This window comes from Wolbachia endosymbiont of Diaphorina citri, from assembly GCF_013096535.2.
In the GTDB taxonomy this organism is placed as follows: domain Bacteria; phylum Pseudomonadota; class Alphaproteobacteria; order Rickettsiales; family Anaplasmataceae; genus Wolbachia.
On the sequence record NZ_CP051265.2, the window covers coordinates 92,089 to 109,620 of the forward strand.

The following is a 17,532-nucleotide window of genomic DNA, read 5'->3' on the forward strand; positions in this document are numbered from 1 at the left end:
TACCTTATCCAACGTTTTGGAAAGTAGATTTCTCTTATATCTGTAATTTCACATTCTGATTAAACGAAATTTGCAGAGATTTACTTCCATAGTAGTACCAAACATTTTCATCAAACTTTGATACTAGTGTTGGTGATCCTAAAGTATGAACTACTTTTTCTCTATCATCACCTACTTTTACCTTATTCCACAGCTCAACATTAATTCCAGAAACTCTGTGATTATAGATAATGTACATGCAGCTCACTAAAAACAATAAAGCAAAAAATATTAATATTCGCATTTTTATTAACCAAAAGCTGTAATTTGCACCATATAAACAGTTATTTCAAGCAAAAGTTATGCTATTAAGAGCTATGCAACAAACATTTATATTTGTGGGCAATAGTAAGTCTATAAACCACACATTTAATTTTTATGTTAATAAAGATGATTTTTCCGTCTGTGAATGAACTGAAACTGACGTCATTTTACCTCTTCCTTGTCTCAGATTTAGCTTGTGAAACGCATAATTGAAATCTTCCTTATTAACTACCATACATTGCCTTCGTAAAACAGCACACTTTTTTGCTTCATTTACTAACTGCTCTAACTTAGCTCCAGAATAGCCTCCTGTTTCTTCTGCAATATCTTTAAGATTTAGCCTTTCATCAGTTTTTATATTTTTAGTATAAAGCTCCAATATCTTTTGTCTCATTTCCGTGCTTGGATTAGGTATATTAACCACTTGACCTAAACGTCCAGGTCTAATAAGTGCTGGATCTATCTCATCGATTAGATTAGTTGCACCAATTACTATTATATCTTTTCTGCTCTTAAATCCATCTATTTCAGTTAGTAACTGTGTTAAGCTCTCTCGACAGTGGTAAGCTGAGTTATTAGCGGTACTTCTTTTTTGCGCAACTGCATCTATTTCATCTATGAATACTATACAAGGAGAATGTTTTCTCGCTACTTTAAAAAGCTCGCGTACAGCATGTGCACCATGACCAATATATACTCCAATAAGTTCTGGACCTGAGATACTTATAAAATTCATATTTGATTCACCTGCAATTGCGCGGGCGATAAGTGTTTTACCATTTCCAGGAGGGCCACATAATATATAATCTTTTTGTAAGTTAATACGTTGACTTCTCAACATTTTACGCACTTCTTCTGTCATTTGATTACAGCAAGTAAACTGCAACTCTTGCTTTAAGGAAGCATCAATTATAACATCAGCAAATGTTGTTTTATTATCTGAATTAGCTAATTCTATTTCTATAGGCAGCTCTACTTCCTTCATTTTACTAAATACTTGATCATATATAAACCAAGTGATAAAAAAGAAAACAGTAAGCAACACAGCAGGCATAGCTTCGCTAATATAATGTGCAGCCAGCTCATATCCTTTACTAAGCAACATTGTATGCATATAGGCAAACAAAAGAGCAATAGAGACCATAATTGCTATGCATAACAAACAGATAGCAATTCTTTTTAGCAATTCTGAAGTTTCAATTTTTTTCATCTTGGTACTATAATAATTTTAAACTAAGAATAAATTCATCTAGTCTACTTATTTTGACCTGATCTTAAGAATTAAGTACTTCATTAAGCTCTAGAAAAAATACACTCTCACACTACTCTGAATTTTATCACATTCATAAAAAAAAACAAGATTTTTTTGTTAAGTCTGTTTATAGTTAGCACCTTGTATATGATCAAGATAGGTCTGGAATAGTATATAGTATCGTAAGGTAAAACTTGGTGTTTACATCCGTTACCATATATTTTTATGGAACTTAAATAAACTATGCTATTCGAGTTATAGCCCTTTTTACAATAACTCGAACAGATTAAAAAAATGTTTTTATCCTCGTTCAGACTATTATAAGAAAGTCATATATGTTAACTTTTTTGATACCTACAGAAATTTTTCTCCAGATCTACCATTAAAATATGCAGCTAAAATTGGATACATTTTTTGTCACTATTGCATCCAACATGCTAAAATTTTCAATACTTATATTGATATCTTCACATAATTGAGTGTCAGCTTTTGTAACATTGATTTACTTTTCTATATCAATCTCAACATCTTTTGGTGTGATCCTTGATTCCTCTATATCAACTGCAGTAGCGGCAATTTGGCTATTTTTCCTATTTCTCAGCAATACCTTTCAATAGTTTTGGTGTTTTCAGTTTCTCTCCTTTTGTTCTTTTTATAAATGGTGTAATTACGCCCCTAATCCATAAAATTTCTCTAATTGCTCACTCCATAGCATTGGTATTTCTCTTAAATCAACTAATTTTAAACCTCTCGGTTGCCTCCCATTTACTATGTCTTCTTTAATCTTTGGTGCTAAATAGTTCAACCTTAAAATTTGTTGTATGCGTCTTGTACCTATATTAATTTTGGCACTCAGTTCCCCTATGCTTGCATATTTTCCCTCTTCTAGTTGCCGTTTCCACAGATGAGCCCTTACCACTGCTTTCAGTAATGCATTGTTTGTTTTACCTTCTGGTTCTACTACCGTGCATTTATTTCCTTTCTTCTTTATTGGTATAAATTTTTCCTCTGATTCAGAACTCACCTCTATTCCATCCTCTCTCACCATTACTCCTTTTATTAATTTTTTCACTATTTCTTTCTGCTTTCCAAAACTTAAATTGTAATAGTTTAGACTTGATCTGACAGGCATGAATTAACTGACAGAAGAATTGAGGTAGTTAAAACTAATATCAGTCTCTTGTTTAACGTTACTAATATTTTTCTGAAAAGCAATGTATTTGCTATCAAGAAAAGTCTGCATAGGCATAGCAATATTTACCTGAGTGAGGCCTGGTCTCATTGTAAGAGCGTAACCAATGATCAACATCTATCTGCAAATCTTCTAAAGAACTGTAGATTTTCTTTCTAAAGATAATATTGTAACACTCATCTTGCATAGTTTTATGAAACCTCTCACATATGCCATTAGTTTGTGGTAAATTGGCTTTAGTTCTTGAATGATCAATATTTTCAATTCCCAAATAAAGCTGATAAGCATGATTTTCTGGTTTGCCACAATATTCTGTACCTCTATCGGTCAAAATGCGCAATAATGGCACGCTTTGTACATCAAAAAATGGTATTACTCTATCATTCAGCAAGTCAGCAGCGGTAATAGCAGTTTTATCTGTATAAAGCTTAGCAAAAGCCACTCTCGAATAAGTATCAATAAAAGTTTGCTGATAGATTCTTCCTATACCCTTGATGTTGCCTACATAATAAGTATCTTGAGATCCTAAATAACCTGAGTGTTCTGTTTCAATTTCACCATCTTTGCTCTTTAACTTTTTCCAATGCTGCAAGTTGCTCTTCAGTTAAAATTATGCCGTCTTGTGCAACCTTTGCTTCAAGGGCTTTAAGTCTTTTTTTGAACGTTTCAATGTCATTTCTTAGCCATACAGATCTTACGCCACCTTCGGAAATTATTACACCCCTTTTTCTCAGCTCATTTGCAGCTCTTTGTTGTCCATATGCTGGAAATTCTGTAGCTATGCCAATTATTGCCCTTTCTATATCTTCGGAAACTCTGTTTGCTAATAGGGGTTTTTTCTTACTTATTTCATGCAATGCTCCTTCTCCCCCACTTTCATATAACTCCTTAAATCGATAAAATGTATCACGCGAATAACCCATCACCTTACACGCTTGTGATACGTTACCTAATTGCTTTGCTAGTTCTAATAACCCTAACTTTGGTTTTAGTATTTTTCTTTGTATCGTACTCATATCTAACACTCCTTTCTTTTATTATTTTATAACTTACTTTTTTAAAGTGTCAGATCAAGTTCTATCTAATACAACAGATGTATTACACTATAGTGTGAAGGTATATGGAATATTTTAGAAACATTCTTCATTTTGTTTTAGTTTCTATGAACAAGGTTAATTTTCATTATATATGGCAGATATTATTATGGTAATATTAATAATCCTTATGATATAATTATCTTTTAAGGCTTTACTTTAGCTCGAATAAAAAGATCTAGAGCAACATGACGATCTTGAACGCTTGCACTGTGAACATCTGCCATAATAACTAGGCCTACTGTGTCTACAACAATATGACGTTCTCTACCCTTTATTTTCTTGCCAGCTCCTTTTTGAGTAGTCTTCACTGATTGACTATCAATTATTCCTACTGATGGTGTTTCATTTTTGCCAACCATTTTTCTTACCTCTTTTACTAGCATATCATGTATTTTTTCCAATTTGCCACTACCTGAGAAAATAGTCGTACACTGTCTCCAATGGTGAAAAATCTTTTGCTCCACTGGCAACCACCTCCCATTATATATCTTATTGCATTAATAATTATTCTGATATTATGCCTTCTTAGCCGACCTATCGCTCCTTGTGCAACACTTGGCTCTCATTCTTTGTCACTTATATCGCTTGTTACTCTCCTATTTTTTGCTTACCTCATCTTATTCTCTTCTTTATTCCCTTTCAAAATAGGTTCTCACAGTTAAAGATTAACCATGCACAAAACTTTTAGAAAAGAAAACGCACTCATTATAAGCTGTGGACCTTTAACTATTACAATAAGAGCAAATAATATTCCACACAAGGATACCAACACTCCAAATATCGAGACAAGACCATCCTTACTCATAATACCAAGTGAAATAAGAGTTGTACCGATTGCTGGAATAAAGTGAGTTAACGGAAACGGATTGGCTATCACCAACGCACAAACTAACATTATAAATGCCAAAATCTTTTCACCTGGCTCTAGGAAGATAAAGGACATTCTTGGTTTCATGAACTTTTCTATTTTTTTTAATGCAGGTAAAGTTTTTTTGACCACAAGGGCTAGTGTTGAACGTTTAAAGGATTTTCTTTCTAACCAATTTGGCATCCAGGGAGAATGAAACCCAAGCAGAAGCTGCAGTGAAAATAAGATTAACGGTATGGAAAGTATAGTTGTATAGCCAGGTGGAACTGGTATAGGCACAGATAGTGGCAAGGAGAAAATAATTATTAAAATACCAAAACCACGTTCTTGTAGAGATGTTTTAATTTCAAACAACGTCACTTTGTCACTATTAGCATTACCAGCATCTGCAACCTCTTGTAGAATATCAGATGCTAATTTTTTATCTTCAGTCAAATTCTCACTTTTTTGCACAATTACTTTTTAACAAAATCATTCCTAATAAATAGCATAATTACTCGTATATTCCAATCTTGATTTAACACTATTATCAGGATAATCCTCTGATATTCTATATACAGCCTTATCAGTTTGAATCTAATTATTTTAGCTGAACAAAGTTTCTTGAGTTATTTACCTTACCACACCCTAGAATTGTGTATCTGAGTCTCTATAAAATTATGTCCAGCTAAATTATTTTAAGCTGTACCAATATTAGCAATCAAGTTAACACTAACTTAATGATGACATATATAAAATGTAATATATTGAATTAATAGTGAGGTTAAAAATGTTACCTAATGAAACAAATTCAGATCATCTTCTCACTCAACAAGAAAATGATCTTGATTTAAAGAAATTTACTGAAGATCCATCAAATATAGAGAGTGTTAATAATCACAAAAAGCTCAAGGAAAGAATCACTGACCTGTTAAAAGGAGATACAGAATTCTCTCGCATGAAACAAGGAGATCAGGCTCTTGTAGTCGGTACAACAAGTGGGTTATTTTAAACTATTACAGCGAGCGAAAGCTTGACGCTAGCTTACAAATGGTTATTCTGGCTTTTGATATTTTACTCCTGAAGGGAGTATAAACAGTTTTTAAAATCCTATATAATGGGTTTTTTGTATTTGTAGTTGATATAAAATGTTAATCATGCTACTAAAAATATTGAATCAATATATGAGGTTAAAAATGGTAACTTTTAAGGTCCCATCTACGTTGAGATATTCAATCGCCACTTTTTCACTATGTACATCTGCATTTGTCACTGGAGTATTTATTTATCCTTTAAGTGTAGCAATCCTCAATTCCATTCCTATACCAATTTTCTTTGTAGCAATTGCTTCTGTTTCTGCAATAATTACATTAAGTTTAGCAATATATCTTGTTAAATCACTTGTCCCCGCAATAAACAACAATAACGTCTGTGATCTTCCTGAAGAGAAACAAAATAGTAACGATATTCTCACAGAAATGCCATTAGGAACTATACCATTACCTCCTCCTTTACCGAACCAAAATTCAGGAATATCAGGTGATTTTCTCACGCAAGTAAAGAGTATAGATTTAAAAAAAGTTAAAAGTCAAGGCAGGCTTAAGAATCAAAGTGATGTTAATCATGAAAGTATATGCGAACAAATAAGAGAAGGCGTTAAATTGAAGAAGGTTGAAGTTCAAGAAAGAAGTAACCTATTTAAAAATGAAGAAAAGAGCCTACTTAGTTCACTGAGGAAGAAAGTTGCATACTCAAGTTGTAGTGAAAGTGAGTCTTCTGGAAATGAATCTTATTGGAACGACAGTGATAAAGAAACTACAAGTAACACTAGTAAAAGATTTCTCGATAGTACTACAACAAAAAATTCCTCTTTTGCTAAATCCAACAACCAAAATGCAGACTTTCAGAATGAGTTAAAAGAACGTCTAGAGAAAATTAGTGAGGAAAGTGAATATCAGCAAGATCTGTCGAATATAAAAATAAAAGATAGCAAGGATAATGCTAAAAATAAAATGCAACAAAAATATGTTGAAAAAATAGAGAACCAGAAAGAAGAGAAAAATAAGGTAGGTGATCAGAATAATCGTAGTTTTATGCATAGTATAGCTTCAAAGTGTGTTCCTTCATCTAACAAACCTAATAAAGTAAAAAATGGGGAAAATGGTAGTCATTCTTCCGGTTATAGTTCCGACTTAGAGAATCAGTCTATACAATCAAAAAAACCACATTTCTGGAAAAAATTTTTAAAGAAAACCAAAAAAGTAGTAGAGGATGATGAGGTAATAAGTTTATGAATGAATTTAACAGAAGGCTGATGTAGAACTAAATCAGGTTCCGATTAAAGATTAATTTAACACTCCCTTATCCCAAGTCAAATGACCTTGAATAGAAGCATTATTTAAATAACTCCTAGGTCCTGAATTAATTTGCTCATCACTAGCTCCTATCCGGTACTATAAAAGGGCAGTGCTAATACCAATATTCATTATTGGGAACACAAATTGGGCAAGTTATAAATTTGCTTAACTTCGTAATTATAGTCAAAACAGCTCTTTTCATGCGTTTCATTACTAACGGGACTTGGTAAAGTATCTGGATTTTTTGTAACGCTATAGAGTCTGCAATTTCTAAAGTGATTTATTGACAAAGTTGAAAGTTACTGTAATACTAGAGAAGGTGTTTGTATGTCAATTAAAATGAGAGGGTAGAATGCACTTTAACAATTATGTCAATGGCAATCGTATTTCCTTGCAAGGCTTTTACGGGTCATGTACAAATCTGCAAGTAAGCGAACTAATAAGTTTTTTGCAAAGTAACAGGTTTATCACCTCGGTTCATCTAGATGACATTTCTATTGGTTGTGAAGGTGCAAAGGCCTTAGCTGATAGTGATCTTAAAAATCTTACTGAACTTTATTTGGTTTATAGCCGTATTGGCGATGAAGGTGCAAAGGCCTTAGCTAATGGTACACTTACTAATCTGACTAAACTTAGTTTACTTGACAGTAATATTAGTGAAGAAGGCGTAGAAGCTTTAGCTAAGAGTGAGAATCTCAAAAATCTTACTGTGCTTAATTTAGGTAATCGGGGGGTGTATGGACCTGCTTGTATTAATCCAACTAAAAATAATATTGGGCCTAAAGGTGCAAAAGCCTTAGCTGATGGTAGCTTGACTAACCTTGTTAAACTTAATTTATCTCGAAATAATATTAGTGATGAAGGTATAGAGGCTCTAGCTAAGAGTGGGAACGTTAAAAATCTTACTAATCTTGATTTGAGTGATAATAATATTGGACCTGAAGGTGCAAAAGCCTTAGCTGATGGTAGCTTGACTAACCTTGTTGAACTTGATTTATCTGAAAATAATATTAGTGATGAAGGTATAGAGGCTCTAGCTAAGAGTGGGAACGTTAAAAATCTTACTAATCTTGATTTGAGTGATAATAATATTGGACCTGAAGGTGCAAAAGCCTTAGCTGATGGTAGCTTGACTAACCTTGTTGAACTTGATTTATCTGAAAATAATATTAGTGATGAAGGTATAGAGGCTCTAGCTAAGGGTGAGAGTCTTAAAAATCTTACTAGCCTCCATTTGAATTGTAACAGTATTGGTAATAAAGGTGCAAAGGCTTTAGCCAAGAGTGAGAAACTTAAAAATCTTACTGACCTAAATTTGGATACCAATGGTATTGGCAGTGAAGGTGCAAAGGCCTTAGCTAGTGGTAGCCTTACTAGTCTGACTAAACTTTGTTTATTCCGTAATAACATTGGTTATCGTAGCTCGCTCAATCATGCTCTTGTTGGTGGAGTAGTCTTAAGTTTGAGTATAGTATACCTTGCAAGTGGCGCTGTTTTAAACCCTGTTGATGCTATTATAACGTTCATTCCAGTTGCTATCATCAGTACGGTATTATGTCTTTTGATTGGACAATTTTGTCAAGAAGTCAGTTACAAGAAGCAAGAAAATTATACTGTGAGTACATACTCTGCTGTTAAAAGCGTGCTATTTGGTGTATCTGCTACTCAACACCCTGAACCCCAATTGAGGGAGTTATAGAGGTTATTCTCAGGAAGTTATTTTAACCTTTCGTACTTTTCTAGTCATGCTCTTTTACCTTGAACTCAAGGGTTATTCTACCTTTTTAAGTTTTATATTCGATTGTAACATGTTATACAATGCAAGGTTTCTATAAACTAATCTACTATTGCTGTGGTGTACATTTTAGGGTTACATTGAGTTGTTGCTCGCTAATAATAATAAAATCTATCTGAGCTTTGCCATACATTTTTATTGTAATAACCTCTATGAATTACACACAGAAAATGAGATTATGCAATGTTATGTTGGTTATACTATCTGACTTATCATAATAAATCAAGGCTTTGTTCTAATTGAACAGGTATGTTATCATTCTCTGTATCATTTCCGTATATGAATAGCTTGTGACTAAAATTAACATATAAGTTCTCACGATAACAGCAGTCTTTATTTGTTTCTAGATTATGGTAATTTTTGTAGTGAAGATTATTATTACGATCATAATAGATAAACTCATCAATAAGATGACCTACTTTTCTATTTGTTATAACTTTATAAACACTTACACTCTGCCCCTCAGAATCGTTCTTTAACTGAAATAATGGTCTCCAATCATAGGATAGATTTAAATTTCTACCTTTCTGTAAACATATATGAGAATTTTCAACAAAATCTGGCAATTCTCTGTACTCTGGATCATATTTTTTGTATGCGGACAGTAAGTTTCCTAAGCTGTTGCATAATGCCAACTTTAGTTCTCCATCATCATCACTCACCACTCTTAAAAAGCTGAATTCCTGAGGTATTCTGATATTTGTGTCAGTGAAATAATTGCGTATATATAACTCATTATCCTGAAAAAAGTATCCTATATTCGAAAAGTTACCAACATCGTTATTTTTCTCATTTGATATCTTTGTACTACTGATATCACCATAATTTTCTTCCTTAACGATCTTAAATGACATACTTGCTTGTGTGTTATTGTGATCTAAAAATTTATAGTTTTCATTATTAGCAACATCTAGTACTGCTTTTCCTAATTCTTTTGACTTAGTAGTCATAAGTTGCTCTGCAACCTTCTCTGGTTTTGCATCTTCACCTTTAAGTCCTGGATCGCCTTTTTCTCCTTTAGGACCTTCTGGCCCTGGGCTACCCGCTGGCCCCCTAGCAGAATTTTGAAACGCAGTATCATCCTTTACACTATTTGCTACTGCACCTTGAAAATCCGAATTACTAGCAATCTCTGTTACCAACTTATTCTTATTAGATGGATCAGTAACCAACTTTTCAGCAACTTCCACAGGGTCTACGTCTCTTCCACCAAGACCTGCTGATCCTGCATCGCCTTTAGCTCCCTTTTCACCTTTTACGCTTGCTTTGAATTCCTCATCTTTCTTAAGTGTTTCTGATATTCGTCTTGTTAAACTTAATAACAACTCCTCGCCCATAAGCTTGTTTGCTACTTCTATGTGACCCTGGACTTCAGCTTCATGCAGTGGAGTTTGACCACGATTATCCTTAGAATTAACCTTAGCTCCCTTCTCTATAAGCTTTTCTACTACAATTAAATGACCATAGTATGCAGCTTTGTGCAGTGGAGTTTCACCAGTATCGTCTTTAGAATTAACATCAGCTTTACTTTCTATAAGCTTTTCTACTACAGCTGAGTGACCTTGCCCTGCAGCTTTATGCAGTGGAGTTTTACCATGATCATCCTTATAATTAACATCACCTCCCTCTGATATCTTATTTGCAACTCTTGTAATATCTCCTTTGCTTGCAGCCCAAATCAAGTCTTTATTCAATTTTTCCTGTTGTTCAGGAGTTATTTCATTGTTAGACATGTATACCTTCTTTTTTTGTTACAGAGATTATTGATTCATAAACACTTTTAAAATCTGATATATTAAGTTATATTATCAGAATGTGTATGTAATACAGCGTAAGTAATTACAATTTGTTAATTTCCTGTGATTAGTATAGATTATCGCGACTGGTTTTTAGGAACAAGATAATGCTAATTTGTAAAATTTCTTCATCTGCTCACTCCACAACATCGGTATTTCCGTTAAGTCAGCTAACTTCAAACCCCTTGGCTGCCTCCCATTTACTATGTCTTCTTTAATTTTTGGAGCTAAATAGTTCAACCTTAAAATTTGCTGTATTCGTCTTGTACCTATATTAATTTTTGCACTCAGCTCTTTTATATTTGCGTATTCTCCCTCTTCTAGTTGCCGTTTCCAGGAATGGGCTCTTACCACTGCTTTGAGTAACGCATTGTTTGTTTTACCTTCTGGCTCTACTACTGTGTATTTGTTTCCTTTCTTTTTTATTGGTATAAATTCCACCTTACCCTCTGAACTCAAGTCTATTCCATCCTCTCTCACCAATACTGTTCTTATTAACTTTTTCACTACTTCTTTCTGCTTTCCAAAACTTAAATTTTTCCATAACTTTTCAATTTTTTCTTCGGTCTTTTCTTGCCAATTTTCGTATAGGTGCTCTGCTCTCTTCATTACTTCTTTTTCTACTTCTCCTGCTACTATATTCCGACTCTTTGACGCACAGCTTTTTCCAACTAAATGATTGTTGCATACGTAATATCGATATCTCTTATTCTCTTTTTTTGAGTATGTCAGTGTCATATTTACATCACAGCTCTTACATTTAATTATTCCCTTTAGTAGCGCTTCCTCATATTTTACTCCTCGATACGGTTGATTACTTATCAATTCTTGTGCTTTTTTCCACTTTTCCTCTTCTATTATTGCTTCATGCTTTCCTTCATACTCTTTTTCATAATGTTTGATTTTTCCCATATATATTGGATTTGTTATTATTCTTCTCACCGTTGCCTTTTTAAAGGTATCTGATTTTGTTCTGTAACCTTCTCTATTTAGCTCCCTTGCCAGTCCTGCCATTGACTTCAGCTCCAAATATCTTGCAAATATATGCTTTACTGTCTTTGCTTCTTTCTCATTTATTATTAATTCTTTATCCTTTACATCATATCCAAGCGGTAAAGTTCCACCCATCCATATTCCTTGCTCTTTTGATGTTGCTATTTTGTTTTTTACTCTCTCTACTATCATCTCTCTTTCTAGCTGTGCTGCTCCTGATAATACCGTTTGTACGAATTTTCCCATTGGCGTATTATTGTCAAATATTTGCGTTACTGCTACAAAATTTACTCGGTGCCTTCTAAAAAATGACGTTACTTCTATGCTGTCTTTTGTTTCTCTTGATAGCCTATCTAGCGTATACACTACCACACAGTCTACTTCTCCTCCCTTAACATCTTCAAATAATTCCTTTATTGCTGGCCTTTCTAAATTTTTCCCTGAATAGCCTCCATCATCGTACCTTTTTGCCAATGCTACCCAGCCTTCTTTGCTCTTTATGTACTTTTCACATGCTACTCGCTGGGCATCAAGGCTATTAAACTTTTGTTCTAGCCCATCCTCATTTGATTTTCTTGTATATATCGCACACCTTACTTCTTTTAACATTTTCAACTTCCATTTTTATCACGCATTCCAAATAATAAAGGTCCGTTGTAGCTCATTCCCATTATTTTTCCAGCTACTGCTGACAATGATGTATAAAACTCTTCTCTGTAGACTAAACCCTTATCTGTTACCATTACTGCATGCGTCTCTTCTCCTCTCTCTAGTATTAATTCTGTCCCTTCTACTGGTAATTTATCGCTACTTATTCTTTTTCCCTTCTCTAGCCGATCTGCCAGATACTCTAGTCTTTTTGCTCCTTTTCTTGACATTTCTCCATACGCTTTTTCCTGCATTCTATAAGCTAATCTCGGTATCAGATATTTCTTTGAGTATCTAGGCGCTTCTTCCCCAAATACCTTCTTCCATATTCTTCTCAACTCTACCAACGCTTTTTTCTCTAAATTCATTACCTTCTTTTCTATTTCTTTCTCCATGCTTTTAGCCTCTCATAGAAGATTTCCCACTTTGCTGTTCAAATAACTTTTCAATTCTGTCTGTTTCTTTCTTTAATACCTTGGTTATCTCTTTACTATTTTTCGCATAATCCATTGCTGTCATTCCAAACGTATCCTCTTGTTCTATTTCTCCTCCAGCTTTTACCAGCTCCTCCACTATTTCTTTTTCACCTACCATGCACGCAAGGTGTAGAGGTGTGCATTTACTTCCATATTCCTCAGCATTTACATTCCCTCCTGATTTTATCAGTTCTCTCACGGTTTCTAGACGTTTCTCCGTTACCGCTAGATGCAGTGCTGTATATCCTCTTGCATCTGCTGCATTCACATTCGCTCCTTTTTCGACTAATAACTTCACTGTTTTTGCGTTTATTGCATAATGCAGAGCTGTTCTTCCATTCTCGTCTCTTGCATAAATATTTTTATATGAGTTCTCTAATAATTCTTTTGCTGACTTATTAAATTTGCCAAGCTTTAACATAATCCACCCCACCTTTTCTTTAAATTTAAATCCCTCTTTTAAGTATTCCTTTTCGCTACCTCATCTATCATTTCACTTACTTGGCTCATTATTTTGCTTGCTAAATTTTCACATTCTTCCTTGATTAGTGATTTGTCTCTCTTCCTTATTTCTCCTATCTCTATTATTTTTAACTCCGGCATATAGCTTCCATTCAACATATCTGCTATTTCTCCCACTAGCCTCTCTATTCCATAGCACGTCAGTTCTCTACTTTTTGTTACTCCACCTTTTTCTCTCAAAAATTTACTTGCCTTTTCACTTTCTTTACTATCACATAGACAATACTTTTCACTTTCCCAGATGTAATACATTGGTGTTGCGCCGTACTTATTCAGTTGATTAACTTCAGCTCCCGCTTTTACTAGCTCTTTTATTATTTCAACTCCTCCTATTTTGCACGCAGAGTGGAGTGGCGTACATCCAGTGACATATTGAGTAACATTTACTTCCGCTCCTTCCCTTAGCAGCACTTTTACATTTTCTAAGCTTTTCGCAAATACTGCACAGTGTAGTGGTGTATAACCATTTTTATCTCTTGCATTTACCTCTGCCCCTTTTTTTATTAATAATCTCACTGTTTTGTAATCAGAGATTTCCACTGCTTGGTGTAATATTGTCTCTCCTTCTTCATTTCTTTTATTAATGTTTTTAAACCCGTTACTTGATACTTCTTTAAAAAACTTACTAAAAGATTCTTTGCTAAACTTCATACTTACCTCACAAAATTAGCTTTTCTAGCGCCAGACAAATTTCTTATATTTACCTGCTGCTATTCAAGTCATGTCCTTTTTAGCATGAGAAAGCAAGTCTTTTTCTTTTTATTTCATATACTTTTACCTATTATTAATATAATATATGAGGATCTAAATATAAGTACTTAACTTATTACACATATTACTTGACTATTTTTCCAACTTCTGTGCAAATGTCGATGTTCGTGCCATTTCAGTACTCCCGGGTAAAACACTAAAATGTGCTTTTCTAATTCGTGTATTGAGTCTTTTTGCTCTGAATCATTTTTATAGTAAACATTGTGTTCTGCTATAACGTATCCTACTATTTTCTGGTCAATGAAATTCTTTGTTTGATAAAAATGAGTGACGCTAAACCTTTCTAAAATTGGCTTGTGTTTTAAATTCCAACGTTGCCCTGAAAGTTTATCGTTTCCCAATACAAATTTATTTCCTTCTTCTTCTATTCTACCAACCGGAAAACAGCTATTTATTTCTCCTAATTTCCAGCTATCTGACAGTACAATCTGCGCTTTTGCAAATTTAATCGATGGTAATAAACTTTGTGGTAATGGATATAGTGCTTTTAAATTGTACCACTGATGACTTCTTTCATAGATACCTTTGTAATCCTTTGTGTGAGGCTCTGTTTCTCCAAGTACTGCCACATCTAACCGATATATGTCATTACTAAATGCCTGCTCATAATGAACACGAAAAGTACTAAACTTAAAACTTGAATTCAAGACTTTTAGCTCAAATGTGTTCTTTCTACCAAATGACAGTACTGGTCCATCTTTTTCAACCTTTATACCTGAGTAATCCGATAACAAATTTCCAAAAAAACTTTCATCTAAAATAAACCTATCAACGTTGTAGTAATCATTAAACATCCTCATTAGTCTTGATCTTGCTGGTAATGATAGTTTTGCAAGCTCTACAACCGCATCTACAAAAAAGTTATTTGGAACATCCCTTATCCCTATCTGCAGTTCAAAAAAATGTTTACCAGGTGGTTCTTCGATAATTGTAATATCTTCTATATTCGCCCACTTTAGTGCTATTTTGAGTGATGCTGGGGTTCCTCTCAGTCTTTGAAATTTCACTCCTTCTACTACAGCTTTTCTTTTGTCTTTTACCCAGCGTAGTATTTCTTCTAAGCCATATTCTTCTATTATCCACAACAATGTTTCTTCTTCCAATCTAAATTTAAACCCTCTTTGGATATCTACTTTATAATCTATTGCATTAACCAGCGCTTTTTCTTGCTTTGTTGCGTTTTGGGGTAGTAACATTAGCTTTTATTTATCGATTTGACTCGTGATTTAAAGTATTGAACTCCTTTCTTTAAAGCTCTCAGGACCAGATTTAAAATCATTAAGTAATCCTCTTGGCAATTTATTATCAGCTTTACTGTTATCGCTATGGTACAGAACAGCTGCTGCAACAATAATACAACCTACTACTATTCCTGCTGCTACAAAACTTCCTTGAACAATAAGATATATAGATAATGGAAACATTACTGTAATAGCTACCAATGTTGAAATAGTTATTGCTTTTTTTGCATTGTTATACTTAGGTATTTGATCATCAACAGTAGAAGTATTTGAGCGGCTTTTGGCAGCATGTAATATTTCTCTTATTACTTTAATATTATCCTCCCTTTCCTTTCGAGTTGGTAATGTTGCAACTACAGATTTATTTTCATCATACTTTTCCTCAGATTCAAATTTATATCCCCCAGTTATGCTCTCTATGATTTTCTGAGTGTCCTCATAACTATAGCCAATCATATCAATAGGTTTCTCGCCCTTGTAATTGACAGCATCAGGATTTGCTCCTTTGTCTAATAATCTTTGAATTAATTCTGGAGAATCACCTCTAAGGCATGCTATGTGTAACGGTGTCATACCATTAGAAAGATGAATACAATTTATATCAAGGTCTTCTCTTTCTAGTAATTTACTTATAATATCCCTTTGTTTCAAAAGCCCTGAACATTTTTTTAATATTTTTTTATCTGCATCTATACCATTTCTTATACATAGCTTTCGTTCCAAATTTTCCTCGTATTTAGGTAATATCAATTCACCTTGATTGATGTGTTCCTGAAGATTATCACAAATCCTACTATAGTCATCTTCGTTAATATGATTCCACCCTTTAGATATAGCAAGAAGAATCGGATTATTACCATAGAGTAAACTATACTTGTTAATGTTTTTATCTTTCTCAATATCACCTTTTGCAACAGATGAATTTGATATATCAAACATTAGCTCAGTATTTTCACCCACTAAGATATTAGTGCTCTCTAAGTGAAAACAAGGTATGCTTGATTGAAACTTTCCTGGAGGTATGAGCCGTCCAACACTTTCTCTCCATTCCACTGGTTCAGAATCTTCATCAAACCCGTTATTGCGCTCATCTATAATATAAGAGTAGAATCCTTTTTCGATTAACAGTTTGGACATGTTCAAACAGTCTCTGTGACCTTCTCTAACAATATTGTCGATTTTTCTTTTTATTTGCACGTCAAGTTCATCGTCTTGTATATTGTGCTTTTCATAAATTATTTTTTTAAGCTCTTCTTTACTCAATTGTGATAACCAACTTGCAAAATTTTCCAAATCACATTGAATATTCTGTTCTATCTCTCCTGTCATAACTATTTTTAATTTATATATTACTTAATAATTATATATAATATTTTTACTATTGTCAACTTATCGCTTTCTCAACGTTGTTGCAATGCAAGCTTCATACAATTCTTAACCTTCTACTAATTCAAGTTCTAAATGACCTAAATGAGCACATTCATTACCTAGCACCATAACATCCTCTTTTGGCTCTATTAATTCTACGTTTTCTACACCCTCTACAAATAGATTTGCTATTATCCAAGATCTTGTAACATTCCATCCCAGCCTTCTATTTGCTTCAAACTTCTCAATAAACTGCTTCGTGATTTCTTCCTCTGATATTACAGGACTTATGCTCATTCTGCTGTGAATATCTATTTCCGTAATATTGCAACCAATTACTGTTACTGTATCTGTTAAAACCCTTATATCATCTCTGGTAACTTGCTTTCTTACAATTTCAAGTAGCTCTTCTAACACTATGCCAGTTGTGGATAATTGTGTTGATAAGATTGAAATTTGTACTTTTCCTGGTATAGTTGATTCCACTAGTGCATCTTTTACTCTACTATCTGCTGACAGTGCATGATATTTATAATATTCCTTACTTCCTCCTGTTGACCAACCTGCTATTTTTGCTTTTACCCTCTTTCTAAATCTTTCATCCTCTTCTTCTTTTTGTCTTTCCACTCCATAAAACTCAGCCAAATTATCAAGATCTTCTCCTGTCGCAAATTTAAGTAAGTTACTCTTTACTGCTTCATTTATTCTTTCTCTAAGCAAAAGTTCTCGCCATGCTGCTACTTCTAATACCTTCATTGCTGGATCACTTTCTACCAATCCTGTAAAACTTGCATCTCGCTTTACTAACTCTTCCTTCATTCTCGAAAAGATTTCCTCAAAGTTCAGTGGCTCGATAATATTTGGCTGCTCCATC

15 protein-coding genes and 2 pseudogenes are annotated in these 17,532 nt (G+C 33.7%); 3 read left to right on the forward strand and 14 right to left on the reverse strand.

Going from position 1 to position 17,532, the window contains the following annotated elements; genetic code table 11:
- Positions 1–34: 34 nt before the first annotated feature.
- The 6 genes and pseudogenes from HGO49_RS00405 to HGO49_RS00430 all read right to left on the reverse strand — a co-directional run bounded on the left by HGO49_RS00405 (position 35) and on the right by HGO49_RS00430 (position 5,165).
- Positions 35–283 (reverse strand): outer membrane protein assembly factor BamE, encoded by a 249-nt coding sequence (locus HGO49_RS00405; RefSeq protein WP_237398622.1) that lies wholly within the window; start codon positions 281–283, stop codon positions 35–37.
- Positions 284–415: 132 nt separating this feature from the next.
- The gene (locus HGO49_RS00410) at positions 416–1,513 is read right to left on the reverse strand and encodes an ATP-binding protein (RefSeq protein WP_172758494.1); all 1,098 of its coding nucleotides are present in this window, start codon (positions 1,511–1,513) and stop codon (positions 416–418) included.
- A 709-nt stretch (positions 1,514–2,222) separates the two neighbouring features.
- Positions 2,223–2,657, reverse strand: a pseudogene (locus HGO49_RS00415) (recombinase family protein); the annotation flags it as partial.
- A 33-nt stretch (positions 2,658–2,690) separates the two neighbouring features.
- Positions 2,691–3,763: pseudogene (locus tag HGO49_RS00420) on the reverse strand (IS481 family transposase).
- A 224-nt stretch (positions 3,764–3,987) separates the two neighbouring features.
- Positions 3,988–4,308: a transposase gene (locus tag HGO49_RS07430; protein ID WP_172758443.1), complete on the reverse strand. Its 321-nt coding sequence runs from the start codon at positions 4,306–4,308 to the stop codon at positions 3,988–3,990.
- Positions 4,309–4,502: 194 nt separating this feature from the next.
- Positions 4,503–5,165 carry an exopolysaccharide biosynthesis protein gene (locus HGO49_RS00430; protein WP_172758493.1) on the reverse strand — a complete coding sequence of 221 codons (663 nt, stop codon included), beginning with the start codon at positions 5,163–5,165 and terminating at the stop codon, positions 4,503–4,505.
- Between the two features lie 316 nt (positions 5,166–5,481).
- Between HGO49_RS00430 and HGO49_RS00435 the strand changes: the two genes are divergently transcribed.
- The 3 genes from HGO49_RS00435 (at position 5,482) to HGO49_RS00445 (ending at position 8,747) form a co-directional block, all read left to right on the forward strand.
- Positions 5,482–5,703, forward strand: coding sequence for a hypothetical protein (locus HGO49_RS00435; protein WP_172758492.1), 222 nt, complete (start codon positions 5,482–5,484; stop codon positions 5,701–5,703).
- A 184-nt stretch (positions 5,704–5,887) separates the two neighbouring features.
- The gene (locus tag HGO49_RS00440) at positions 5,888–6,985 is read left to right on the forward strand and encodes a hypothetical protein (RefSeq protein WP_172758491.1); all 1,098 of its coding nucleotides are present in this window, start codon (positions 5,888–5,890) and stop codon (positions 6,983–6,985) included.
- Between the two features lie 415 nt (positions 6,986–7,400).
- Positions 7,401–8,747 carry a leucine-rich repeat domain-containing protein gene (locus HGO49_RS00445; RefSeq protein ID WP_172758490.1) on the forward strand — a complete coding sequence of 449 codons (1,347 nt, stop codon included), beginning with the start codon at positions 7,401–7,403 and terminating at the stop codon, positions 8,745–8,747.
- 308 nt (positions 8,748–9,055) lie between these two features.
- Here the strand turns inward: HGO49_RS00445 and HGO49_RS00450 are convergent, their stop codons facing one another.
- From HGO49_RS00450 to HGO49_RS00485, 8 genes are all read right to left on the reverse strand, one after another.
- Entirely contained in the window at positions 9,056–10,576 is a 1,521-nt protein-coding gene (locus tag HGO49_RS00450; protein ID WP_172758489.1) for an ankyrin repeat domain-containing protein, read from the reverse strand.
- A 156-nt stretch (positions 10,577–10,732) separates the two neighbouring features.
- On the reverse strand, positions 10,733–12,241 hold the full coding sequence (locus HGO49_RS00455) for a recombinase family protein (protein ID WP_172758488.1): 1,509 nt from the start codon (positions 12,239–12,241) through the stop codon (positions 10,733–10,735).
- Between the two features lie 2 nt (positions 12,242–12,243).
- Complete coding sequence (locus HGO49_RS00460; protein ID WP_172758487.1) at positions 12,244–12,675, reverse strand: DUF2924 domain-containing protein; 432 nt, start codon at positions 12,673–12,675, stop codon at positions 12,244–12,246.
- Between the two features lie 4 nt (positions 12,676–12,679).
- On the reverse strand, positions 12,680–13,177 hold the full coding sequence (locus tag HGO49_RS00465; protein ID WP_172758486.1) for an ankyrin repeat domain-containing protein: 498 nt from the start codon (positions 13,175–13,177) through the stop codon (positions 12,680–12,682).
- Between the two features lie 38 nt (positions 13,178–13,215).
- Positions 13,216–13,929, reverse strand: coding sequence for an ankyrin repeat domain-containing protein (locus tag HGO49_RS00470; protein ID WP_172758485.1), 714 nt, complete (start codon positions 13,927–13,929; stop codon positions 13,216–13,218).
- Between the two features lie 167 nt (positions 13,930–14,096).
- Entirely contained in the window at positions 14,097–15,245 is a 1,149-nt protein-coding gene (locus HGO49_RS00475; protein WP_172758484.1) for a phage tail protein, read from the reverse strand.
- 30 nt (positions 15,246–15,275) lie between these two features.
- Positions 15,276–16,619, reverse strand: a complete 1,344-nt coding sequence (locus HGO49_RS00480) for an ankyrin repeat domain-containing protein (RefSeq protein WP_237398568.1) — start codon at positions 16,617–16,619, stop codon at positions 15,276–15,278.
- 105 nt (positions 16,620–16,724) lie between these two features.
- The gene (locus tag HGO49_RS00485; protein WP_172758483.1) at positions 16,725–17,531 is read right to left on the reverse strand and encodes a baseplate assembly protein; all 807 of its coding nucleotides are present in this window, start codon (positions 17,529–17,531) and stop codon (positions 16,725–16,727) included.
- Between the last annotated feature and the right edge of the window lies 1 nt (position 17,532).